Below are 25,317 nucleotides of genomic sequence, written 5' to 3' on the forward strand. Positions count from 1 at the left end.
CAGGTTATTTGAAACAAAAATTTGAAAGAGTTAATCTTAAAAATAATTCCGTATTTAGTTATCCTGCTTTCTTTTTATGCCATTTTAAAAAGCAAACAGCCGGGTAAAGAATACCTGCTTTTTATCCTCTATTTTTATCCTATAATTTACTCAGCAGATTCTGTTTATAGCGCTTTTCAGTTTATCACCTACTTTTATTTTCTTTATTCTTTACGCAATAATCAACCTTTGTTTAGCAATAGTAAGTTTGGGATAAGCTTATATTTAATATTAGTACTGTTTTTAGGGGCTTTAAGCTCTAATTTTGTGTCCAATTCAATATTAGGCATTGTCAAGTTTTTGCCCATTATTATATTTATACACGTACTAATTTCTGAATGTTTAAAAGATAAAGAATTTGTTTTTAGAGTTATTTCTGCACTTAAATTTACGTTAGCAATTTCTGTTGCTTTTTTGTTTTTACAGATAGTTTTGGGCTTAGATTTTTCATTAACCACCATGGAAAATCCCAACATTACTTTTGAGAGCATTCGCTATCCAGGTATTTTTCAGGATCCTCAAAAACACGCTCAGTTTTTATCAGCTTTAGCTTTTATAGCATTAATAAAAAAGCCAGGTAATAAAGATTATTCAAAATATAGCTATTATTTATTTGGAGCGGCAGTAATTGGTCTTTTTTTAACAGGCGGAAGGGCAGCATTGTTGGGCTTAGTATTAGGTATTTTTTTTATAGTACTTTTTAGCGAAACAAAAGTTAAATTTTTAGGATTGTTAGGGATTTTACTAATTGGTGCCATAGTGGTTAGCTTGAGCCAATACTTAATTGTGTTTAGTAGAGGAGAATCTTTAGGAGATTCTTACGCCGTACGTAACGCTATTTGGCAAGATGCGTATAAAATGTATTTTAGCCATTTTTGGTTAGGTATAGGGATAGATAATTATTCTAAATATGTAGAAATATATTTCCCAGACCAGTTTTGGTTGGTTGCCGGCGAAAAAGTGTTTTTTGACCACCCAGAGAATGGGTATTTAAAGTTTTTGACAGAGTTAGGCACTTTAGGCACTTTAGGGATATTTGCTTTTATTTTAAACGCGATTACGAGAGGTTTACATACTTTTTTAGTGAAAGTAAAAGATTTTAACATCATATTCTTAATATCGGCTTTATTAAGTTGGTTTTTAGGTTTTTACTCGGTTTATTCTTTAGGCGATACCCGAATTATGATATTAATAGCTACCATTACAGGTGTATTAGTGGTTTATGCCCAAAGATATAATGAGGGAGTTCTTATTGTAAAATAGATTAGTGCTTATAAATATAACATGACAAATAAGAAGGGACTTTTACAAAATAGTATGTGGGGCTTGGCCTCAAATATTTTGCAAAATATTTTATTAAGTGTATTCTTCATAATTATTGCCAGAGAATTATCTGAACAAGATTTTGCCAATTATTTAATTGCCAATTCTTTGTATTTGGTAATTAGTTCTGTATCTGCTTTAGGTTTGGGCCAATGGTTTATTAGGCAATTAAATGATGAAGAAGATGTATCACATTTTTTGAATAAATTTTTAAAAATTCAGCTATTAGCCGGCTTGTTCTTTTATTTAATAAACGTAGCAGTTGCATTTACTTTGTATCAAGATAAAACCATACAAATATTAAGCATTTTAATAGGGGTTAACATTGTGTTTGATAATGTTATTTATGGGGTTAAGCACTTAAACATAGCTCAGTTTGAACAAAATAAAACATTTGTAGTATTAATTGTTGAAGCAGCTATCAAACTTTTATTGGCAGTTGTAATTTATTTATATCCATACACTGTAATAGAAATGGCAGTTGTTTTGGTGATTATAAGAGTAGTTACCCTTAATTTATTTCTCCGAATTTCAACTTCTAAATTGGCTAATTTAGCATCAATTATTAAAAATAAAATTAGTTTTACCGATTTTAAAAAGCTGATAATTGCCAATTGGCCTTTTATTATTGTGGGCAGCATTGCTATAATTTATTGGCGAATTGGTAGCATTTTAATCTCTAAATTTTTACCAGTAAGAGACGTTGCAACTTATGAAATTGGTTATAAGTTTTTCTCGCTCACGCAAATTATTCCTGTAATTGTATCGGCATCAATATTCCCCGAATTGTTAAGAGCCCATAAAGAAGGGGGTAAAGAAGCTTTTAATAATTTATACAAGCTATTTTATAAAATTTATTTAGTGTTTGGCTTTTTAGCCTTCTCTTTTATGTACTCATTTGCTGATGATGTTATTTTGTTAGCTTTTGGAGAAAAATTTGCAGATGCAGGGTTTTATACCAAAGAGATGTTTTTAACTATTTTAGTTTTTCCAACAGCTTTACTACAAGCCAATGTATTAATAATTCTCAAAATGGAACGCAAAGACATGTGGTTTAATATAGCCAGCTTTGTACTTAATTTTTCTTTGGCATTTATAGGTTTAATGTATTTTAAATCCTTATCAGTAATTAACCTTTCTATTTTCATATCTTTTATAGTGTTCCATTTACTACAAGATACTGTAATGGTAAAAGAAAAAATCACCAAACCGCTCCATATTATTGGTTCTTACCTCATCTTATTTATGGCTTGGTTTGCTTACGCTTACTTATCAGATATGGTAAACCAATATTTGCTTTTTATAGGTTTTTGGATAATTGGTTTTACAGTTTTTATATATACCGATAAAAGAATTTTAGGTTTCATTAAAGAAAAGGCAGGTTTTAAATAGAATGGTTAAAGTAAACTACATTACAAGACCTTGGTTTTTTGATATCTCTATAGAGTTTATTAAAGAATTAAAAGAACATGTTGAACTTCATGTGATTTTAATTATTGCACCTGCAACTTTAGGCTATTTAGGCATATCTAAAACAGATGGAGAAAAATATCTGAATAAAACTTTAAACATAAAGGATGTTTTAAAAGGAGATAACGCTCTTAAATTTGCCGAATATTTTGATGGGGCTAATGTATTTTGCAAGTTTGAACAACATAAAGAAACCAATTACCATAATGCTTTAGCTTGGATAAAATTGCTTAGTAAAAATAAAAATTTACTGAAAGCAGATTACACCATTATTGAGTCTTTAAGTTTAGCCGATTGGTATTTTCTATTAAGGTTCATCAATAAAAAATTAGCCTATATAATACATGACCCTATTGCACATAGCGGCGAGGAGCGAGGCAGAGTTGATAAATTGAATAATATTTACTTTCCATATATCAATCAGTTTTTTACCTATTCAGAATTTGCCGGTAAGCTTTTTAAACAGAATTTTCCGAAGTATAAAAATTTGGTATCAGTATTTCAAATGCCTGTTTACCACAGTTTAAACTTAGGCGGAAAGCAACCCGCAGAAGTTAAGAGTAAGGTTGTTTTTTTTGGCCGTATTTCGCCATATAAAGGAGTGGAGCTTTTTTATAAAGCTGCAAGTAATTTAGCAAATAGATACCCAGCAACAGCATTTATAATAGCAGGTAAAACTATTGATGATTATCATCCGGCTTTTCTTTCTGATAATCCTCACAATAACATCACCATCATAAACAAGTTTATTGATTTAGATGAGCTTTATGAATTAATGAATGATGCATCTTTTTGTGTTTTACCTTATTTAGATGCCACCCAAAGTGGGGTAATTATGACTGCTTATGCTTTTAATTTGCCAGTTTTAGTTTCTGATTGCGAAGGTTTATTAGAATATTGTTTTAACACTACCCACTTTTCTTTTAAAAACGGAGATGCTGCAGATTTGGAAACCAAAATGGAAAAACTTTTAAATTCGGGTAAGCTATTAGCTGAAAATAAAATACAAATTGCCAACTATAATGCATTTAATATCTCTGAAAAAAATGTGCGGACTCTTTTAAATGCGTTAACTGTATTGTAAATTAAATGTGTTAAATTATTTTAATTTATACAAATACATTATTGGTAGTACAATATTTTCTCCCACATATTTTATGCTCTACAAACTAATAGTCTAGCATTGTGGCTCAAAAAAATGTTGCTTTAAGTTAGGTTGATTGCCAAACTATAATTTATAAAAGCAATAATCAACTTCAAATTTATGTTTGATAAAGTGCTGCACTATTTCATAAATTATACCACAAGCTTAAAGCAGCATATTAATTTTTGTAATAAATCTTAACCATCTGTAAATATTAGTTTAAATGCTAATTTGTATAGATTTGAAAAAATATTGAAATTGATGAACCCTTTTAAAAACTTAAGCGTAAAAACTACTGAGAATTTTAATCCCCACATAGTAGCGCTTATGAAACAAATTTTTAATTTTATTTTAGCAATAAGTGGTGCCATTGTTTTATTATCATGTGAAAAAGATGATTTTAAAGATTTTTCTGGCGGTAAATCAGTCTCTATTGTACAAGTTGATGAGGGTGTTTTAACAGATACTACAAATATGCAAAGCATTAATTTAGTTGAAAGTTTAGACCTTTTATTAAACCCAGGTAAAGGTTTTGTGAAATATTACGATTACGAAGAGCAATACGCAAGCGTATTTAGCACAAAATATATCAGATACGATTGGGCAGATATACAACCACAAGAAGGTAATTATAATTGGAATTGGATTAATAACGAAATAGCCGAATGTAAGTTAAAAGGTAAAAAGTTTGCTTTTGGAATTATGTGTGCCAATACCAACAGATCTATCAATACAATAGATAAAGGAAAATATGTTACCCCAAAATGGGTTTTTAATGCAGGTGCAAAAAGCAGAACAATTAACGCTACTTATTGGGAAACTGGTCAAACCATTAAACAAGTAATTCCGGTATGGACTGATGCTGTTTTTATAAATAAGTTGCATCAATTTATAGCTGCTTTAGGCGTTAGATACAATGGTAACCCTGATATTGCTTTTGTTGATATAAGAGATTACGGCAATTGGGGCGAACAACATTTGTACGAATTAGGTGGAGTTAACATTACATCAACGCAGTTAAAAACCATGTTTATTTTACCTTATAAAAACGCTTTCTCTAATACCCAACTGATAAACCCATGGGGCGAAGCTTTTTATAACGATACTTACGAATGGGCTGTTGATAATAAAATTGGAATGCGTAGCGATGGTATTTTTAAATACTCAAATGGCAGTGAAACAACAAGAGCGCACCAAAAAGCGCCAAGTGTTTTTGAATATACCGCAAATTACGAGTGGCTAACTTCAGAAAATTATTGGAACGCCGATACTTTATTAAGTTATATTGAAATTGGGAAACCTAGCTATATTCAGTTTGATACACAGATGTACTTAGCAAATCCAACTTTATACACCAAAATAGCAAATAGAGTAGGTTATCATTTTGTATTAAAAAATGTAAAAATTCCGAAAAGCTTAAGTAATAATCAAATTTTTAGTGTAGAAACTTCTGTTTTAAATAAAGGGGTAACTAAAGTTTACGAAAATTGCGAATTAGTTATTGCTTTATTGGATGCCAAAGGAAATGTAATTCAAAAAAGGTTGTTAAATGGGGCAATACCTGCTAATTGGAATTCAGATCAACTCACTACAGAAATAAGTACGCTAAGTTTTAACGCAATACCTAACGGCATTTATCAGTTAGCTGTTGGTTTATTTAGCGATATTAATGATGCTAAACCAGCTTTTAGATTTGCAAATACAAATAGCACTATCAATAATTGGTACGTCTTAACTAACGCGATAACTTTAAAAACAACTCCATAATAAGATTTTAACCCAGATTAGATAGTAGGACTACAGGAGTTATTAAATCATTGAAGAATTGGTTATACCAATAAACGTTATTTAGCCGAAGACAATACCAAATTTGTAGTCAACATTATTTTGTACCCCATAGGGATAAATGCCTAGCTTAATCATTTTTCATTTTTCGTGAGGGTAATCATGATTAATTAACCTTTACCATAAATGCCTTAAAAAAAAATCTCACTATATTTGCGGCTCTTAAAACCACCAATTGTACTAATTTCTAAATTTTTAAGTCCTAATTTCTCTTTCAAAAAAATGTTCTTAGATGGAAGGTTAACGGCATTGCTACAATGGCAAAATATTGATTTAGGAATAATGAATGAAAGCAACCGTCAAAGAACTACCACCTCTGGACCTGCTTTTTTTACCACCACTAATTACATTTATGAAACAGATGTACTGATGTTGAATTTAGGTTTTAACCTTAATAAGTTAACCAGAAAACTTAAATTGCCAGGAAGTGAATTTGGCGAAAAAGAATTTTAATTTTTCTAGCTTAGAGCAAAAAGCTATAAAATTGATTATGACAGTTAAAAATTAAATAGATAAAATTTTACGGCAAAAAAACGTTTTAACGTTGATTTTATAAACCAAAAAATATCATATTGCAAATGAATAACCATATTTTAAAAAGTTTGTTCTTTATTGGAGCAGTAGGATTAATAGCCTGCAACCAAGATAAAAAAGTAGTAGAAAATACTGATTCAGTATCAGTAGAACAAAATCTAAAAGTCGATATCCAATTTAATGGAGATACATCAACCAACGGGATGGTAAAAATTCCTGGTGGAACTTTTACAATGGGTGGAGATAATGAACAGGCAGACAAAGACGAATATCCAAAACATAAAGTAACAGTTGATGGCTTTTATATGGATGAACATGAAGTTACCAATGCCCAGTTTCAAAAATTTGTTGACGCTACTGGCTATGTAACCACAGCAGAGAAAAAACCAGATTGGGAAGAATTAAAAATGCAATTGCCTCCAAATACGCCAAAACCAGATGATAGCCAATTGGTAGCTGCATCATTAGTTTTTACCCCACCAAACCACTCTGTAGATTTAAATAATTATTCGCAATGGTGGAGCTGGGTGCCAGGAGCAAGTTGGAGACACCCAGAAGGACCAAATAGTGATATTAAAGGAAAAGAAAACTACCCGGTAATTCATATTAGCTGGGATGATGCAATGGCTTATTGTAAATGGACAGGCAAACGACTACCAACAGAAGCCGAATGGGAGTTTGCAGCAAGAGGTGGTTTACAAGAAAAAATTTACCCATGGGGAGATGAAAATATTGCAATAGGTAAGGCTAAAGCAAACTCTTGGGATGGGGCATTTCCAAATGCAAATTCGGAAAAAGATGGATTTAAGGATTTAGCACCTGTGAAACAATTTGCACCAAATGGCTATAAATTATATGACATGGCGGGTAACGTTTGGGAATGGTGTGCTGATTGGTACAGAAACGATTATTATGAATACGTTAACAAACCAGAAGGTGTTAAAAATCCACAAGGTCCGGCAGATAGTTATGACCCTGATGAGCCTTATACACCTAAAAAAGTAGCAAGAGGAGGTTCTTTTATGTGTAATGATAGTTATTGCTCTGGCTACAGAGTTGCAAGAAGAATGAAAAGTTCTTACGATTCTGGCTTAAGTAATATGGGATTTCGGTGTGTGAGATAACCTAAAAAATTAATAAAGACCAAATAACTATTATTTGGCTCATTTTTAAAGATTAATCCAGTTTTTAGTTTTTGTTGTTAAACATTTAACTAATTAGTTATTCCTTAAAAACCATTTAAAAAATTGATAATAAGGAGTTTAATTTATATTTTATTTATTTTTAGTTGCAGGATTCTGTATATCTAACCTAGAAACCTTGCAGATTAAAACTATGTTAGCAAAAAAAAATACGTCAAACCAGTCGAGTTTTTTCTCATAAAAAGACACATTAAGTACTAAGTACCCACTTTATATTTTAGCTAACTGTACAACAGTTTGAGACGGCGTTTAGTCCTCTGTATTGTCTTGATAACGGTTGTCTCGCAAAACCAATCCGCTTGATGGTAGGCTTGTTGATGCTTAAGCATATCCGTAATATTTCTTATAAAAGTATCGTGGAACAATGGTCTGATAATCTGTGCTATAAATAATTCTGCGGTTTGCAGGAGTTTATTGAGACAGTTCCCTGCGAAGCTTCAGAGTTGGTTCATTTGCGAAAGATTGTAAACGGCTGGTAGATGAATTCAAACTTGATGGTATCGATATTGATTGGGGATATCCTACAGCAGATTATGCTAAATTATCTCTACAAGACCCAATGATAATGATGACTTTACATTACTAATAAGTGGAATTAAGAAAGAAATTGGAAAATATAAACTGCTTATTTCAGCAACAATTACAAGTGTTCAAAACATAAATTTTAAAAATATAAGAGCCTGTTACAATTTGTATTGTAAAAATATTTATAGATTATTTTTGAGCGAAAGGAGACAAACTTTGTAGAGATAGCCGAAAGCTATCTCGAAAACTGCTTTAGCGCTCTTGAGTTCCTTTTTTTAAAAAAAGTAACGTATCGAAAAAATTTAACGATTTGTAGCCAAAAATAAGCATAAACAAATTATTAGATAAATTTTAAACAGGCTCTAATAAATGATGTTGATTTTGTTAACATCATGGCATACGTCATGGCTTCTGCACCTTTTCATCACTCTGGTTTGTATAAGTAAAAATTCACCAAAGACGTATCGGTAGCTGATGCTGTTAATATGTATATTAAAGCCGGAGTTCCCGTTCATAAATTAGTACTAGGTATTCCCTTTTACAGTAGAGGTGATAAACAATAGGTTGTTTTATAGATTATAATATGCTTATAAAATTATATGCTTATCTAGAAAAGTGCGACGAAATTGCAAAAGCACCATATTTAATAAATGAAAAGGGCTAATTTGTTTGTTCTTGCATATTTTAGATTTAGCAATCGATTCAATTAACCACATTACATTGATTTTTAAAATATGTTAATTTTTTTAAAAAATATTTAGAATTCTCTTTGTTAATACATGTATTTAAACTTAATTTGTGAAAAGTAATACAGATTTTAATTGAAAAAATCTTTTACTACTAACCCATTATTTATAAACTGATAAGTAGATTTTTCTTAGCCTTGAATGTGCAATTTTCACAGCGCTAGGTCATTTTTTTAAAAAATGAAGAATGGATTAATTTACAACAAACAAGATTTGCTTTTTTAATGATTAAAGAGATACAAGTATTAGATGATCTTTTGCTTTTAAAACGTGTTTCGTTAAAAGACCAGCTGGCTTTTGCCGAGCTCTATAATCGTTATCGTAAAAAAGTTTATACATATTCTCTTAAAATTTTAAAATATCCAGATAGAGCGGAAGATATTGTTCACGAAATTTTTCTTACCATTTGGCAACACGACAATTTAGAGAGCATTTTAAATTTGGATGCTTATTTAAGAGTTGTTACCCGCAATCATACCTTAAAATTATTGAGAAGGCAGCAACTCGAGTTAAAGTCAAACAAATGCATGTTTGTGGGTTGGCAAGAAGTTCATAACGAAACTGAGCAAGAAATTTTATTAAAGGATACAAATGCACAATTAGTTCAAGGAATAGACAAACTTCCTCCACAACAAAAAAAGGTATATCAACTTTGCCGCGAACAAGGCTTAAAGTATGAGGAAGCAGCAGAGCAACTATCTATTTCTAGGCTTACCGTTAAAACCCACATGCAACACGCTTTAAGATTTTTAAGAACTTATCTTACCCAACATACTGATGTTATAGGGCTTTTATTGTTCCTAAAATTCTTTTTTTAATTTTTTTCAATTCTTACTACTCCATAGTTTATTCTCGCGGGTCTTTGTTAAAAAGGGGAATGTTACACCTAAGCGCATTTCTTTTTATAACCAATGAATAAAAACCGAATAACCCTTTTATACAAAAAATATTTGGCTGACGATTGTACAGCCGAAGAATTGAATGAACTGAAATCATTGATGTCAGATAATGACCATCAAGAGGAAATCAGCAATTTACTTGACGAAACTTGGGTTAATTTAACTGATAGTGAACTGATAGATTTTTCTGAAAGCAACTCAACCGCTATATTCAATAAAATTGTTAATTCTGATAAAAAAGAGAATAAACAGCGGTTTATTTGGATGAAATATGCTGCTGCAATTTTGGTAATGCTAGGTTTAGGAGCATCAATATGGATGTACAACTTTAAAGAAAACACAGTGCTTCCTACAAAAAACACAGCGAAAGTAATACCGGAAATTAAGCCTGGTAGCAACAAAGCAACTTTAACTTTAGACAACGGGAGTAAAATTGATTTAGAGAAACAAGGAATTGTTGTGGTTAATAACAAGGTTAATTATTCTGACGGAAGCTTATTGATGAGTGCTGAAAATGAACAAGGACTCCTTAACCAAACCCAATACCTTTCTTTAAATACACCATGCGGCGGCGAATACCAAGTGGAATTGTCTGACGGTACAAAGGTTTGGTTAAATGCCGACAGCCGTTTAAGATATCCTGTTGATTTTGAAAAAGACAAACGTGTGGTAGAATTAGAAGGTGAAGCTTATTTTGAAGTTGCTAAAATGAGTGAAAAGCCTTTTATAGTTAAAACTGAAAATCAAGAAGTGAAAGTGTTGGGTACACATTTTAATATTAATTCTTACGGTTACGATAAAGGTATTAAAACCACGCTATTGGAAGGTAGTATAATGGTGAGTAGAACATTGAAAAATGGAGGTATGCGAAATCCGCAGTCTCGTATGCTAGTGCCGGGCGAACAATCTTATGTAAGCGAAAATCTAAAAGCAATTTCAGTTAAAAAAGTAAACACTACCGAAGCAGTTGATTGGAAAGAAGGCTTGTTCATTTTTAATGATGAACCTATACAAAGCATTACTAAACGTCTGGAAAAATGGTATAGTGTAAAATTTGTATATGATAAAAATGAAGACTTTTCAAAAGTGCGTTTTGCTGGAAACTACGCCAGAAGTAAAAGTTTAAATAATTTGTTGAACAATATAGCGCTTACTGGTCTTGTCCAATTCAAGGTAGAGGGCAGCGGGAAAGAAAGGAGGATTATGGTAACTAATTACTAAAACGTATTTCATTAAAATGAATTCAGGAGTGTTGGCGCACCCCTGAATCAGCAATCAAAGATTGCATGGGCATCAAAGACTAAATTAAACGAACCTAAATCTAAACACCCATTTCAAATGTATAAAAAAATTTCGGTATGGTCATGCTGGACGCATGTGTGCTGTCCAAACAAATATTTAATTGTTATGAAACTGACTGTTATGTTATTAACAGTTGTTTTTTTGCAGACAGCAACTGCTGGCTTCGCCCAGAAGGTCAACCTGGACATCAAGAAAACAGCTGTAGAAGATGTATTATATCAATTAACCAAACAAACCGGCTATAGCTTTATTGCTGATGCTGATTTACTAAAAAAACTTAACCCAGTAACCATTAATGTTAGAGGAGCATCTTTAGAAACCGTCTTGCGAAAAATGTTTTCTTCAGGTCGTTTCGAGATCATGTTTAACGAAAGTGAAACCGTAGTGATCAAAGAGCGAGTATTTCCTCCTATTGATGTTAAAGGAAGAGTTCTTGATGAAAGTGGCAATCCTCTGCCCGGAGTTTCAGTAACCAGAAAAGGAACTAATTCTGGCACCCTTACAGATATTAACGGTAATTTTTTACTTAGCAATGTAGCTTCAGACGGGGTATTGGTGTTCTCTTTTATGGGAATGAAGAGCCAAGAAGTTAGCTTAAACGGACGGACGCAGATTGCTATAACCTTATTAGCGCAAACAATCAACATGGATGAGTTGGTGGTGGTTGGTTACGGACAACAGAAAAAAGAATCTGTTGTTGGGGCAATATCCACTATTAACTCTAAAGAATTAGTGCAATCACCCGTTGCAAATATAAGCAATGCCTTAGCAGGACGACTATCAGGGTTAGTTGCTGTTCAGGAAAGTGGTAAACCAGGCTCAGATGAATCCGCATTATACATTCGTGGTGTGGGTACCTATACTGGTGAAAACTCACCTTTAATAATGGTTGATGGAATTGCCAGAGACACTTATAATGATATCGACGCTAATGAAATAGAAACCATCAGTATATTAAAAGATGCTTCTGCTACAGCAGTTTACGGAGTTAGAGGTGCAAATGGAGTAATCTTAATTACCACCAAACGCGGTAAACTAGGTGCTCCAAAAGTGAGTGCTTCAGTACAAACAGCAATTTCTGAATTTACAAATATGCCCAATTTTGTGAATTCTTATGATTTTGCAACTTTACTAAACGAACGAAGCTATCAAACCTATTGGATTAACCACGCTAACGATGCTGATATTGTAACATGGAGCGATTTTGTTAAAAAGCGTGATAATAACTGGATAAACGAATCAAGTGTTTATTACTCTCCAGAAGATTTAAAATATTACCAGAACGCCAACACACCAACGCTGGCTAACGGGCAACCAAATCCGTATTACGATCCCTATTTTCATCCCGATCAAAACTGGACAGATCAGATTTTTAGACAATTTGCACCACAGACTCAGGTTAATGCCAACCTAACCGGTGGTACAGAATCTTTAAAGTACTTTCTTTCTTTAGGATATTTAACGCAGGGTGGCTTGTTTAAAACTGATTATATGACATTCTCTGATGAGATGGATTTCAAAAAAGACCGCTACAATTTACGTGGTAATTTTGATTTTGATGTCAACAAAAATTTCAGGATTTCAGTTGATATGGGTACGCAATTTATTACCATAAACGGTATGGACAACGACAATTACACTTGGGAAAAACGCATCCTTTGGTCTTCGCCGTTAGCATCTGCCGGACTGGTTGATGGAAAATTTGTTCTTCCTTTTAACAATCAAAACCCAGCTTTAAATCCATTGTACTCTGTAGCCAATGATAACAATTTCAATACTACTAATAACAGTATCCTTAACTCTTCCATACGTTTAAGCCATAAATTGGATTTTATCACAAAAGGGTTGTCCGCAAACGGGCGGGCCGCTTATGATAGCTATTTCTCTAGCAGAACCGGAGGAAGTTTTAAGCCTTTACTTTATGGTTTAAGAGAAAATCCTAACGGAGATAAGTTAGATCCTCTTTTTGTCCAGTTGAACGAAGTAACTCCTGCACAACGGTGGAACGATTGGTACAACGGAAAATGGAGGAAAATTTATGGCGAGCTGTCTTTAAACTATGCAAGAGACTTTGGAAAACATGGTGTTTCTGGTCTGGTGTTATATAACATGGAGAAAAAGTATGATCCGGACTTATCCTATAATCTACCTCATGCTTATTTGGGTGTTGTTGGTAGGGTAACTTATAATTACAACAACAGGTATTTTGCTGAGTACAATATGGGTTATAATGGATCAGAAAACTTCCCAGAAGGTAAAAGATTTGGCTTTTTGCCTGCTTACTCTGCTGGCTGGATACCAAGTAACGAAGCTTTCTTTCCTAAAAACGACTATGTAACCTATTTAAAAATTAGAGGCTCTGTAGGTAAAGTGGGTAACGATAGGATTAATATTAACGGAAGCCAAAATGCCGCTCGTTACTTGTACTTACCAGATACTTGGAGTTACAATGGGGGTTACACTTTTGGAACGCTTAACGATAGAAACTATGTACAAGGTGCCAACGAAAGTGTAATTGGAAACCCGAACGTAACTTGGGAAACTGCTACAAAATCTAATATCGGTTTAGAACTTCATCTGCTAAAAGACAAAATATCTATCATATACGATCACTTTAATGAGCATAGAAAAGATATTCTATCTTACAAAGGCACCATCCCAGGTATTGTTCAAGCTACTTTGCCACCTTACAACTTAGGTGAAGTTAAAAACTGGGGTAATGAGCTAGAAGTGAGCTATCGTGATAGTTACAATAAGTTCAATTACTGGATCAAAGGAAACGCATCAAACACTAAAAATGAAATTATTTTTAGGGATGAAGCCATTATCCCAGGTTTGGAGTATCAAGCCCAAACAGGTAATCCAATCAATCAACCCTTAATTTTACAAGCAGATGGTCTTTATACTTCGTGGGCGGATCTTTACCAAATAGATGGTAACGGTAATCCGATTTTGGCAAGCCCTATTCCGGCTTTAAACAAAAACGGAGAATCTTATGTGAACGAATCGGGTAAAACAGTTTATCAAAAAGATCTCGGTTATTCTGGCGTAGCCTTACAGCCTGGGGAAGTTAAATTGATTGATGTTAATGAAGATGGTGTCATCAACGAAAAAGACCGCACCAGAACAGGCTATAGCGACATCCCTAGGTTTGCTTACGGTATATCTTTCGGTTTTGAATTTAAGGGATTTGATTTTTCAACTTTATTACAAGGTGTTTCTGGAGTGTCTAGATATGCGATGAGTGACGGTAATGCGCATTTTAACAAGCAACAGTCTTTGTTCGATGTGGATAAAAACAGATTTACATTGGAGCGCTATAATAACGGAGAGAGAATTGATTTTCCAATAGCTGCTTATAACCAAGCCGCCGCCCGCAGTACTTATTTCCAAAAAAATACCGATTACTTAAGATTGAAAAACTTAGAAGTAGGTTATACTATACAAAAAAGTTTTCTTAAAAGAGTTGGTATTCAGTCTGCTAGAATATATGTAAACGGGAATAACCTTTACACTTGGTCTCCAAACTCACTTTGGGGCGAACCCGAGAATTTAGGTTACATCGGGTATCCTATTACCCGTACCTATAACATGGGTGTTAACATCAATTTTTAACCAATAAAAAAGACATGATGAAAAAACGAAATATAAACTTCCTATTGTTTTTAGGCATTTTGATTGGTTTACAAACCACAAGCTGTACAAGAGATTTTCTAGAGAAACCTAAAGGTGGCTCAGTAACGGTTGATACCATTTTTCATACACAAAGGCAAGCACAATATGCTGTAGCTCAAATGTATAATAGATGTATCACAGGCTATCTAAGAACTAGTTCCCCTGGTCATGCTCGCCCAGATGTGCTTAGTGATGCTTTATATATTTTACATCCTAGTTATGATTGGTCAGCCGCTCATATCAACTACGGAACATACGTTACTGGAAATATGAGTGCTGCGGCAAATAATGATTGGGGAGGTTTCGGCAGTCATTATAGTGGTATCCGCCAAGCAAATTTGGTGTTAAAAAATATCGACATGGTTGGTGATGCAGATCCTAGCTGGAAATCAGATGTAAAAGGACAGGCCCTGTTTTGTAGAGCAATTCAACATTATGAGCTGTTTAAAAACTATGGCGGAATTCCAATTGTAACACAACCCTTAGATGGCAATGGGCAAATAGATATTCGCCGTAGCTCAGTAGCTTCAGTTGTTGATAGCATTGTAGCTTGGTGTGATAGAGCGGCGATTTTATTGCCACCAACACGGTCATCTATTGATTACGGAAAAGTAACCAAACTGGCTGCATTGGCTTTAAAGTCAAGAGTTTTATTGTATGCTGCAAGTCCATTATTTAATACGCCACCATCTATGGTTGCAAATGTTACGGGTGCAAGATTTGGCGATGTCAAAGATTCTGTGCTATGCTACCCAACCTATGATAAAGAGCGTTGGAACAGAGCTGCAAAAGCTGCAAAAGCTGTAATTGATAATGCCGCTGCTGCAGGTGTAGAGATATATGACACCGGTAAGCCACTTTCAACAGGCGAAACTTATGAAACCATTGGCGATTACGAAGCGGTATCTAATGTGTTTGCCAATAAAGAATTGATTTTAGTGAACACGGCGAATGCATCTCCTAGTGGTAACCCATGGGGTGATGGTACTGCCTGGGGTAGGTTTATACATTCTAAAGTAGGAATGCTTAAATCGGAAAACTGGGGCGTAAAAAACAATGTACCTATAGAGTTTATGCAACTTTATGAAAAGAGAGATGGTACACGATTTACATTACCTAGTTCTGGTAACGATTTACCCGTAGATATTAAAGCATTTGATCTGGACCCAAGGTTTTATCAAACTGTTGCTTATGATGGGATGTATTATAATGCTGGTAACGGTAATTTAGCTTACTACAAAAAAGGCGACTACTCATCAGACGGACGCGGAGCATCTAGTGATGCCGGCGTAGATGGTTATGCCATGGAAACTTACAAGTTTGTAGCTCGCATAGATGGAGGAAGTTGGGATCATTTCTCATGGCCAGTATTTAGGTTAGGAGAGTTCTATCTTAGCTATGCAGAAGCTTTAAACGAATATCAAGGGCCATCTGGAGACCCAACAACTTATCTTAACCTTATTAGAAAAAGAGCAGGAATGCCGGCGAAAAATATCGGTGACGATATCAACTTTAGAGCCGCAATCCAGAATGAGCGGGCGGTAGAGTTGGCTTACGAAGGCTTAAGACTTGACGATTTAAGAAGATGGTTAAGAGCAGGTACTGTATTAAATAGACCTTTAAATGGTATTGTAACTACCGCAAGAAACGTAGGGGGCGATTTAAAACGTACGTGGACAATTGTACCTTTTATCCAGAGGGTTTTTCCTAGCAAGTATTACTATTCGCCTTTTCCTAATGACGAAATCAGTAAAAATTATTTAGGAGACGGTAGTAGCTGGACGGGCCAAAATCCAGGATGGTAATATTTATATATTTAATTGATAAAAAATGAAAAAAGAATATATAATCCTTTTTGCTATTCTTTTTATTTTCTGTGGTTTTGTGGCTAACGCTCAACAAACCGAGGTAGTAAAAGACTCAGTAATAAACGGAAAAGATGAAACTAACATTATCCATGAAGGTTTAAGAAATGTAGATGCCAAAAGAAATACGGGTGCGGTTTTTACCCTTTCGGGCGAGGAATTGACACGTATGACCTCGGGTAACCTACTCAACACTTTACAAGGGAGAATTCCTGGATTAACTGTGGTAACAGGTTCTGGCGAGCCCGGTTATGATAACCCAACATTTTATTTAAGAGGCCAAAGCAGTTGGAATATTGCCGGCAACAGAGTGTTAATTTATTTGGATGGATTTGAAGTTGAAATGAATGCAATTAGTTCTCTTTCGGCTTACGAAATAGAATCCATTACGCTACTTAAAGACGCTTCTGCTTTAGCAGTTTACGGATTAGAAGGTGGTGCCGGCGTTTTAGCTATCAAAACTTATGATGGTGCAGTAATGCCAAAAACTAAAATCACGTTAAACGCCAGATACGGGATACAAAGTGCTATTGATTTGCCTACGGTAACTAACGCTTATGATTATACCCGCTTTTACAACCAAGCCTTAACTAATGATGGTTTGCCCATCAAATATGCAAATCCCGATTTGTATAAAGCTACAAACGACCCTTTTCATCCAAACGTGAACTGGTATGATGAAACCTTAGGAAAAACATCGCAAATACAGGATTACAACCTTTCTTTTAGAGGAGGAAGCACAACAGCAAGGTATTTTGTTTTGATGAACTATACCGATTTTAAAGGTTTATATAAAAATGCAGATGCAATTGATAAAGATTTTGGAACCAATGCACAGTACAGCAAGTTCAACTTACGTGGTAACGTTGAGCTTCAGTTAAGTAAAAACCTATCAGTAAAAGCGAACATTACCGGTATTACCGAAGATAAAGATACCCCTTCTGGTTTCACTGCTGATGACTTGTTTGATAACCTCATAAGAATTCCTGCTGCAGCATTCCCGGTTAAAAACCCTAATAACACTTGGGGTACCAGTTCTGTTTATAACTTTAATCCAGTACAACGGTTGCAGCAAAACGGAATTTATAATGCACACACTCGTAATTTGCAAACCAGCGTAAGATTTACAGAAAAGCTAGATTCGTTTGTGCCAGGATTAGATTTCAGCGGTGGTATATCATTCAGTAACCAATACATTGGAAACTACGTGAAAAATTTCACCGTTCCAGCCTATGAAATAAGTAAAAATGAGCAAGATGAGCCTAATTTAGACGCTAACGGAAATCCCATTTATTTGATTCGTGGAGCAAATAGTCAAAGTATCAGCGATGGCGAAGTAAGCCACTGGAATAGAACCACAGCCCAATTAGGCTTTAACTATAACCGCACTTTTGGAAAGCAAACATTCAGCGGAATGGTGCTGGCGAAAAGACAAAGCTATACACACAATGGTATAGTTTATCAAGTACGTACCCAGGGTTTATCTGGAAACGTAACTTATGATTATGATAAGAAATACATTGTAGATTTATCAGCATCTTACAACGGATCTGCCGATTTTGCTGAAGGGAAGATGTATGGTTTTTTTCCGGCGATTGGTTTAGGATGGGTTGCTTCTGATGAAGATTTTCTTAAAAACAGTTCTGTAATTGATTTTTTAAAAATCAGAGGCTCTTATGGTAAAGTAGGGAATATTAACGAAAATTTCCGCTTTTTAAATGAGCAATGGGGAGTTAATGCACCAGGTTGGATTGTAGGAACAGGAAACTCTGGAAGAGAAGGACGAACAGAAGGAAGAATTGCAAACCCAAATGCTTCTTGGGAAAAGAAAACATCTTTTAATATTGGTGTCGACGCGATTTTATGGAAAAATTTATCTGCAACAGTAGATGTATTTAGCGAAAGACGTTCGGGAATTCTAGACATCTCAGCAACATCCGTTCCTTCTTACACCGGCTTTGATTTGCCTATAACCAACAGTGGTATAGTGAATAACAAAGGTTTTGAAGCTAGTTTAAATTATACGCAAAAGGCCAGCAACTTTGAATATTATTTAGGTGCATCTGCTGCTTTTGCAAGAAACAAAGTTGTGGAACGCTCACAAGACGCACAACCCTACAGCTACCTGTATGATATTGGCTACAGACTTGGTCAAATGCGAGGCTTAATTAATGATGGCTTTTACCAAGAAGCAGATTTTGATGCCAATGGCAACTTAAATTCTGGAATACCAAGTTCTTCTTACGCAAACGTTAGGCCTGGAGATCTTAAGTATATTGATCAAGATAAAAATGGAATCATCAATGATTATGATAAACTTCCGATTGATTACGCTAAGCTTCCAGAAATTACTTTAGGCTTTAATTTAGGCTTTAAATACAAAAGATTCGATTTTGATGCCTTTTTCCAAAGTGCTTTAAATAGAACAGTAAGTTTGCTGACTGATGCATATAGCTATACGCATCCGTTCACTAACAATAACAACATTACCGCTTTTTCTACAAACAGCTGGACACCTGCAACTGCACAAACTGCAACCACGCCACGTCTTTCTACTTTAAGCAATGCCAATAACGACCAAGCATCTGACTTTTGGTTACGTGACGGAAGCTTTGTGAAGCTACGTAGTGTTGAGCTAGGCTATACCTTACCCCAAACGGGAGCATTTAAAAAGCTAGATGTAGTTAGACTTTACATCAACGGTACAAACCTGCTAAGCTTCGATAAAATAGAGGATTTAGAGGCTGAAAGGTTATCAATGGGCTACCCATTAATGAAAGCAGTAAGTTTTGGTTTAAGAATGAAATTTTAATGATGAACTCTTATAAACATAACACAATGAAAGTAACTCGTTATATCATAATATTATTAACATTAGGAGCCACACTTACCGCGTGTAAGAAAGATTTTCTAAATGTAAAAACAGTAGATGCAGATATTCCTGTAGATCAGCTATATTCCAACTATAATTACGTACAAGGCGTGGTTTGGAATGTTTACAGTTACCTACCAGACGGTTTAGGGAACATAGATATGGAAGCAGCAACAGACAATGCAGAAGCTACCAATGTGAGCTCAAGGGCACAGATGTTTAATACAGGAATCTGGAATCAGTACAATAATCCATATGGTGTGTGGACGCTTAATTTTGATGGCATCCGCCAAGCAAATCTTTACTTAAAAAATAAGGATAAAGCAGATATCGATTACATCAAAAATAAAATAACCACTACAGACTCTACCACTTATTTTAATGCCAGAGATAACCTCAAATTGATGGAGGGCGAGGTTTTGTTTTTAAAAGCTTACTTCTATTTTGAATTGGTAAAACGCTATGGTGGAGTACCCATTTTTGAAGAACCTTTAGATTATAAAGATAAGGCAACTTGGGAAAACATACCTCGTAACTCGGTTAACGAATGTTTACAGTACATCTCTACACTTTGTGATAAAGCGGCCACAATTATCCCCGCAGACTTAAGTCAGTACGCAGCATACAGAGCAGATGCAGGCAGAGTAACCAATGGGGCAATATTAGCGTTAAAATCCAGAGCTTTACTGTATGGTGCAAGTCCGTTATTTAAAGAATTGGGTTCTTCAGTAACTTGGGCGCAAGCTGCAGAAGCCGCTTATGATGTTATTGCGTTAAACGCTTACAGCTTAGATGCAAGTTATGATAACCTTTATGGTGCAAACAATTCCAGTTCTTCAGAATTTATATTCTACAAACGATATGGGGCTATGAATGCATTAGAGTATTTCAGTTTTCCAATTGCTTTTGAAGGCAGTACTGGAAATAGTATTACGCCAACTCAAAATTTTGTTGATGATTTTGAGGTTTTACAGAAAGATGGTAGTGGCAACATTACAGGCTCAGTTCCTTTTGATTGGAACAACTCAACTCACACAGCAAACCCTTATGCAAACAGAGACCCACGTTTTGCGACTACAGTTATCTACAATGATAAAACTTTTAAATCTACGCAGATACAAACCTACACGGGTGGAAATAGTGGCTTGCCGAAGCAAAACGCCACAAAAACCGGATATTATATGGCTAAATGGATTAATCCTTCTGTCGATTTATTGAATGGTACTACTACAAACCACACCTGGTCTTATTTTAGGTATGGCGAAATACTGTTGAATTATGCCGAGGCGATGTTTAATGCTTACGGTGCCGAAGGCGATCCAGAAGCTTACGGAATGACGGCTTTACAAGCAATCAATAGAGTGAGACAAAGGGTAAACATGCCGGCAATTACTGCTGGTCAGTTAAATCAAACCCGGATAGAGCATGAAAGAAATGTAGAAATGGGTTTCGAGAATCAACGTTTTTGGGATGTAAGAAGGTGGAAGAAAGGAACTGTTTATTTTAAAGCTCCGGTAAACAGGATAGAAATTACTAAAACCGGAACCAATTTTTCTTACATGGTTAAGAAATTAGAAGATAGATCTTTTGAGGAAAAAATGAATTTATATCCAATCCCACAAAGTGAAATCGACAAAACAAATTGGACACAAAATACAAATTGGTAGTTGGTTAACAATTGGTCGCTGGTTCGCTGGCGACTTTTTGAAACAAGCAATTACTTAAACACAAATGGATAATAATCATTAAAAAAACAGACATGAGAATTACATCCTCAATTTTAAAAAGCTTAGTGCTTACCTTGTTGGTTTTTACCGCTTGTAAGCAAGAAACCATCCAGGGCATAAAAGCTACTGAAGCTGTAAAGGTTTATTTTCCTGATGCAGAAAAGCCAAATGGTTTAATAGAGGCCATTTCAAAAACCAACATGGTGGTAGATACAGTTGCGGAAACGGTTAATTTTCCGGTTCCGGTTTATCGTGGTGGCTTTTACAATTTAGAACAGTTTACGGTTGATGCAAGCGTGGATAATAGCGCAATTGACGCATTGATTTTATCTGGGGATTTACCTGCAAACACCGTTATTTTAACGCCAGGCACTTATTCTATCACTCAAAAGGATACTGTCAAAAAAAGTAGTGATATTTTAAAAGGTACCATAACAACGAGGGTAAAAAAATCGAGCTTAATCGATTACGCTGGTAAAACAGTTGCTTTAGGTTTAAAAATCTCTAATCCTTCGATGTATGAAGTCAATGAAGATTTAAGCAAAGTCATCATCTATTTTAACGTGGATGATTTACTGGATCGGATTACGCCAAAGGATAACATGATAGATAAAGCTAACTGGGTAAATCTAAGAATCAACAATGATGAAAATGTGAAGTTTGAAATTAATCCGAATGGAAAGATTCTAGCAACTGGCGGAAATTGGGGGCATGCTGGCGTTTACCAAGCAGTAGAGGTAAGAGCAAATAAAAGTTATAAAGTGGATATGAAAGTGAAAGGTTCTGGTGCAACTGATGTTTGGTTTGAGGTATATGTTAGCAAAAAAGAACCTACGCAAGGCTCAGATTACTCAGAAAACGGAACAAGAATTGGCCTAAATACTTGGAACGGATGCGGAAATACTAGTTTTGATGATTTGCTTTCCAAAATTAAATGTGCCGGAAGTAGTAACGTAGTTACTTTCCCTACTGCTGGAACAGTGTATATCGTAATTAAATCTGGCGGTGGAAATTTAGGGACCACTGGTATTACCATGTCTGCTGTAGATTTCAGAAGAATAGACTAACCAAATAATCCGAGTTTAATGCCTTAAGAATTGTTTACGTCGTCTCCAAAAAAAGAGTCGCTAGCATTAAACTCGGATTTTATTTTCTTTAAAATTAGGCGGTGCCTCTAGTGCTTCTCGCCATTGTTTAAATCCTAAAAATGAAAAATAACCCTAAAAGTTCAAGAGCGATAATCATTTTTTTAGCGATAGTTTCTTGCGTTTTATCATTTCAGTGTACGCCAAAATTGAGTCAAAATTCCAAGTCGAGTAATGTTAGTTTTTGGCTAACAGATCCAAAAGAAAACGTTTTGTTTCAAGAACAAAACAAACTTTCTTCAAGTGAAGCTCAAAACAATGAGATAATTACCATCAATCCAGAAACCAAGTACCAAACTATGGACGGTTTTGGTTATTGCCTTACCGGCGGAAGTGCCAGATTGCTGGCTCAAATGGAAAAAAATGCAAGAGCAAAACTGATAAAAGAATTATTTTCTACAGAAGGCAACGGCATTGGTACAAGTTATCTACGTTTAAGTATTGGCGCATCTGATTTAAGCGATAGCGTATTTACCTATAATGATTTACCGTTTGGTGAAATCGACGTTGAAATGAAAAAATTCAGCATCGCTGAAGAGCAGGTTTATTTGATCCCGATATTAAAAGAAATTTTAGCGCTACAGCCAGATATAAAAATTATGGGTTCGCCATGGTCCCCACCGGTTTGGATGAAAACAAATCAAAACTCTAAAGGCGGAAGTTTAAAGCCGGAGTTTTATGACGCTTATGCGCTCTATTTTGTAAGATATATTGAAGCAATGGCAAAAGAAGGAATTACAATTGATGCCATTACTGTACAAAACGAACCATTGCATCCCGGAAATAACCCGAGTTTATTAATGTACGCACAAGATCAGGCTAATTTTATCAAACAAAGCTTAGGTCCAGCTTTTAAAAAGGCAAACATCAAAACCAAAATTATTGTTTACGATCATAATGCAGATAGGCCAGATTATCCTGCAACCATTTATCAGGATAAAGAGGCGGCAAAATATGTTGACGGAGCGGCTTTCCATTTATACGGAGGCAAAATTGACACACTAAATAGCCTTCATGAAGCTTATCCTGATAAAAATTTATACTTCACAGAACAATGGGTTGGTGCACCTGGTAAATTAAGTGTGAATTTAGAATGGCATGTAAGTCAGTTAATTATTGGCGCAACACGTAATTGGTGCAAAACCGTATTGGAGTGGAATTTAGCCGCAACGGCTGACTATAAACCATATACGCCGGGAGGCTGTACAAAATGTGTTGGTGCCGTTACAATTATCGGCAACGAAGTTGAAAGAAATCCGGCTTACTATATTATTGCCCATGCAGCCAAGTTTGTTCGTCCGGGAGCAGTTAGAATTGCATCAAATGAGTTAGATGAAATTTTAAATGTTGCCTTTTTAAATATGGATGGCTCCATTGTTTTGGTAGCAGTTAATAACAATAAAACAGCACAGTCTTTTCAGATAAAATTGGGAGCAACAAATTATACAGCTTCATTAAATAGTGGTGCAGTAGGAACTTTCATACTCAACTAATCTAATCTCTCCCATGCTAAAAAGTAAATTCCTCCTATTTTGTCTCTCTTTACTTATCTGCATTAGTGCATGTAAAGACAAAAAAACGGTAACTCCAGAAATTGTTGTTCCGCCAACACCTCCAACTTCACAAAAATCAGATGTAGAGTGTTGGCTTACCAATGCAGATCAATCAGCTTTGTTTCAACAGCAAAATGTGTCTTTGTTTTTCAAAAGCGAGCAGAATAATAACTCCACTATTGTGGTAGATACCAGCACCACTTATCAAACTATTGACGGTTTTGGCTATACCTTAACAGACGGAAGCGCAAGTTTAATGAATGCTTTAAGTGCGGATAAAAAATCGGCAATCTTAGAACAATTATTTGCTACCGATAAAACCAACATCGGCGTAAGCTATTTAAGGATAAGTATTGGCGCCTCAGATTTGAGTGCTTCGCCTTATACTTTTAACGATATGCCTACTGGGCAAACAGATGTTAATCTAGAAAACTTCAACATGGATAAAGCCATGCAAGATTTGGTTCCAATTCTAAAGAAAATCATCGCCATTTATCCCGACATAAAAATTTTAGGCTCCCCATGGACAGCTCCTGCCTGGATGAAAACAAATAATTCTTTTGTAGGAGGAAGTTTAAAGCCAGAGTACTACCAAGTTTACGCAAATTACTTAGTTAAATTTATCAAGGCAATGAAACAGGAGGGCATTGTAATAGATGCCATTACACCGCAAAATGAGCCATTACACGGAGGTAACAACCCTAGCATGGTAATGCAAGCTTCAGAACAAGCCAGTTTTATCAAAAATGCTTTAGGACCTATCTTTAAACAAGAGGGGCTTAATACTAAAATCATTATTTGGGACCATAATGCCGATAGGCCAGAATACCCACTGGAAATTTTAAATGATCCCGAAGCCAGACCTTACGTAAACGGCTCTGCATTTCACCTTTACGGCGGAAGCATTTCGGCTTTGAGCCAAGTTAGAGACGCCTACCCTGATAAGGGGATATATTTTACCGAACAATGGATTGGTGGTCCCGGTAATTTCGCCGGCGATTTAAAATGGCATATAGAAACCCTAATTATAGGTGCCACGAGGAACTGGAGCCGTAATGTTTTAGAGTGGAATTTAGCCGCCGATGAAAATTACCAACCACACACAGATGGTGGTTGTAGCACTTGCCTAGGTGCAATTACGGTAAACTCAACGGTGAAGAAAAATACCGCATATTATATTATTGCTCATGCTTCAAAATTTGTGCGACCAGGTTCGGTCCGGATTGCATCAAACCAGATGACAGATTTACCTAACGTTGCCTTTAAAACTCCTGACGGTAAAAAAGTATTGATTGTTTTAAATAAATCGGGTATCAATCAAAACTTCAACATCAAATTTAAAGATAAAGCAGTTTCAACATCGTTAAAAGTAGGTTCGGTTGCAACCTACGTTTGGTAATTGCAATGAGATTAAAATTCAATATCAATTAATAAATAAGACAGAAATAACA

Annotated in this window: 16 protein-coding genes; all 16 read left to right on the forward strand. The window is 35.1% G+C overall.

Annotated features, from left to right (window positions below; all coding sequences use genetic code 11):
• Nucleotides 1-21: 21 nt before the first annotated feature.
• The gene (locus ACFSSE_RS12385; RefSeq protein ID WP_379040204.1) at nt 22-1,302 is read left to right on the forward strand and encodes an O-antigen ligase family protein; all 1,281 of its coding nucleotides are present in this window, start codon (nt 22-24) and stop codon (nt 1,300-1,302) included.
• 21 nt (nt 1,303-1,323) lie between these two features.
• On the forward strand, nt 1,324-2,754 hold the full coding sequence (locus ACFSSE_RS12390; protein WP_379040203.1) for an oligosaccharide flippase family protein: 1,431 nt from the start codon (nt 1,324-1,326) through the stop codon (nt 2,752-2,754).
• A 1-nt stretch (nt 2,755) separates the two neighbouring features.
• Nucleotides 2,756-3,916: a glycosyltransferase family 4 protein gene (locus ACFSSE_RS12395; RefSeq protein ID WP_379040201.1), complete on the forward strand. Its 1,161-nt coding sequence runs from the start codon at nt 2,756-2,758 to the stop codon at nt 3,914-3,916.
• A gap of 387 nt (nt 3,917-4,303) precedes the next feature.
• A complete protein-coding gene (locus ACFSSE_RS12400; protein WP_379040200.1) occupies nt 4,304-5,743 on the forward strand; it encodes a DUF4832 domain-containing protein in 1,440 nt (479 codons plus the stop codon).
• Between the two features lie 300 nt (nt 5,744-6,043).
• Nucleotides 6,044-6,274, forward strand: a complete 231-nt coding sequence (locus ACFSSE_RS12405) for a hypothetical protein (RefSeq protein WP_379040198.1) — start codon at nt 6,044-6,046, stop codon at nt 6,272-6,274.
• 125 nt (nt 6,275-6,399) lie between these two features.
• The gene (locus ACFSSE_RS12410; protein ID WP_379040197.1) at nt 6,400-7,479 is read left to right on the forward strand and encodes a formylglycine-generating enzyme family protein; all 1,080 of its coding nucleotides are present in this window, start codon (nt 6,400-6,402) and stop codon (nt 7,477-7,479) included.
• Nucleotides 7,480-7,874: 395 nt separating this feature from the next.
• Nucleotides 7,875-7,949, forward strand: coding sequence for a hypothetical protein (locus ACFSSE_RS12415; protein WP_379100956.1), 75 nt, complete (start codon nt 7,875-7,877; stop codon nt 7,947-7,949).
• A gap of 1,103 nt (nt 7,950-9,052) precedes the next feature.
• On the forward strand, nt 9,053-9,646 hold the full coding sequence (locus ACFSSE_RS12420) for an RNA polymerase sigma factor (RefSeq protein ID WP_379040196.1): 594 nt from the start codon (nt 9,053-9,055) through the stop codon (nt 9,644-9,646).
• A 93-nt stretch (nt 9,647-9,739) separates the two neighbouring features.
• A complete protein-coding gene (locus tag ACFSSE_RS12425) occupies nt 9,740-10,948 on the forward strand; it encodes a FecR family protein (RefSeq protein ID WP_379040195.1) in 1,209 nt (402 codons plus the stop codon).
• A 186-nt stretch (nt 10,949-11,134) separates the two neighbouring features.
• Entirely contained in the window at nt 11,135-14,644 is a 3,510-nt protein-coding gene (locus tag ACFSSE_RS12430) for a SusC/RagA family TonB-linked outer membrane protein (RefSeq protein ID WP_379040194.1), read from the forward strand.
• A gap of 14 nt (nt 14,645-14,658) precedes the next feature.
• Nucleotides 14,659-16,509 carry a RagB/SusD family nutrient uptake outer membrane protein gene (locus ACFSSE_RS12435; RefSeq protein ID WP_379040193.1) on the forward strand — a complete coding sequence of 617 codons (1,851 nt, stop codon included), beginning with the start codon at nt 14,659-14,661 and terminating at the stop codon, nt 16,507-16,509.
• A 25-nt stretch (nt 16,510-16,534) separates the two neighbouring features.
• Nucleotides 16,535-19,381, forward strand: a complete 2,847-nt coding sequence (locus tag ACFSSE_RS12440; protein ID WP_379040192.1) for a SusC/RagA family TonB-linked outer membrane protein — start codon at nt 16,535-16,537, stop codon at nt 19,379-19,381.
• A 26-nt stretch (nt 19,382-19,407) separates the two neighbouring features.
• Nucleotides 19,408-21,108: a RagB/SusD family nutrient uptake outer membrane protein gene (locus ACFSSE_RS12445; protein WP_379040191.1), complete on the forward strand. Its 1,701-nt coding sequence runs from the start codon at nt 19,408-19,410 to the stop codon at nt 21,106-21,108.
• Nucleotides 21,109-21,200: 92 nt separating this feature from the next.
• On the forward strand, nt 21,201-22,235 hold the full coding sequence (locus tag ACFSSE_RS12450) for a hypothetical protein (protein WP_379040190.1): 1,035 nt from the start codon (nt 21,201-21,203) through the stop codon (nt 22,233-22,235).
• Between the two features lie 140 nt (nt 22,236-22,375).
• The gene (locus ACFSSE_RS12455; RefSeq protein ID WP_379040189.1) at nt 22,376-23,806 is read left to right on the forward strand and encodes a glycoside hydrolase family 30 protein; all 1,431 of its coding nucleotides are present in this window, start codon (nt 22,376-22,378) and stop codon (nt 23,804-23,806) included.
• A gap of 13 nt (nt 23,807-23,819) precedes the next feature.
• Nucleotides 23,820-25,265 (forward strand): glycoside hydrolase family 30 protein, encoded by a 1,446-nt coding sequence (locus tag ACFSSE_RS12460; RefSeq protein WP_379040187.1) that lies wholly within the window; start codon nt 23,820-23,822, stop codon nt 25,263-25,265.
• Nucleotides 25,266-25,317: the final 52 nt, after the last annotated feature.

The sequence above is a fragment of the Pedobacter alpinus genome (genome assembly GCF_042684645.1).
GTDB classification, from domain to species: Bacteria; Bacteroidota; Bacteroidia; order Sphingobacteriales; family Sphingobacteriaceae; genus Pseudopedobacter; species Pseudopedobacter alpinus.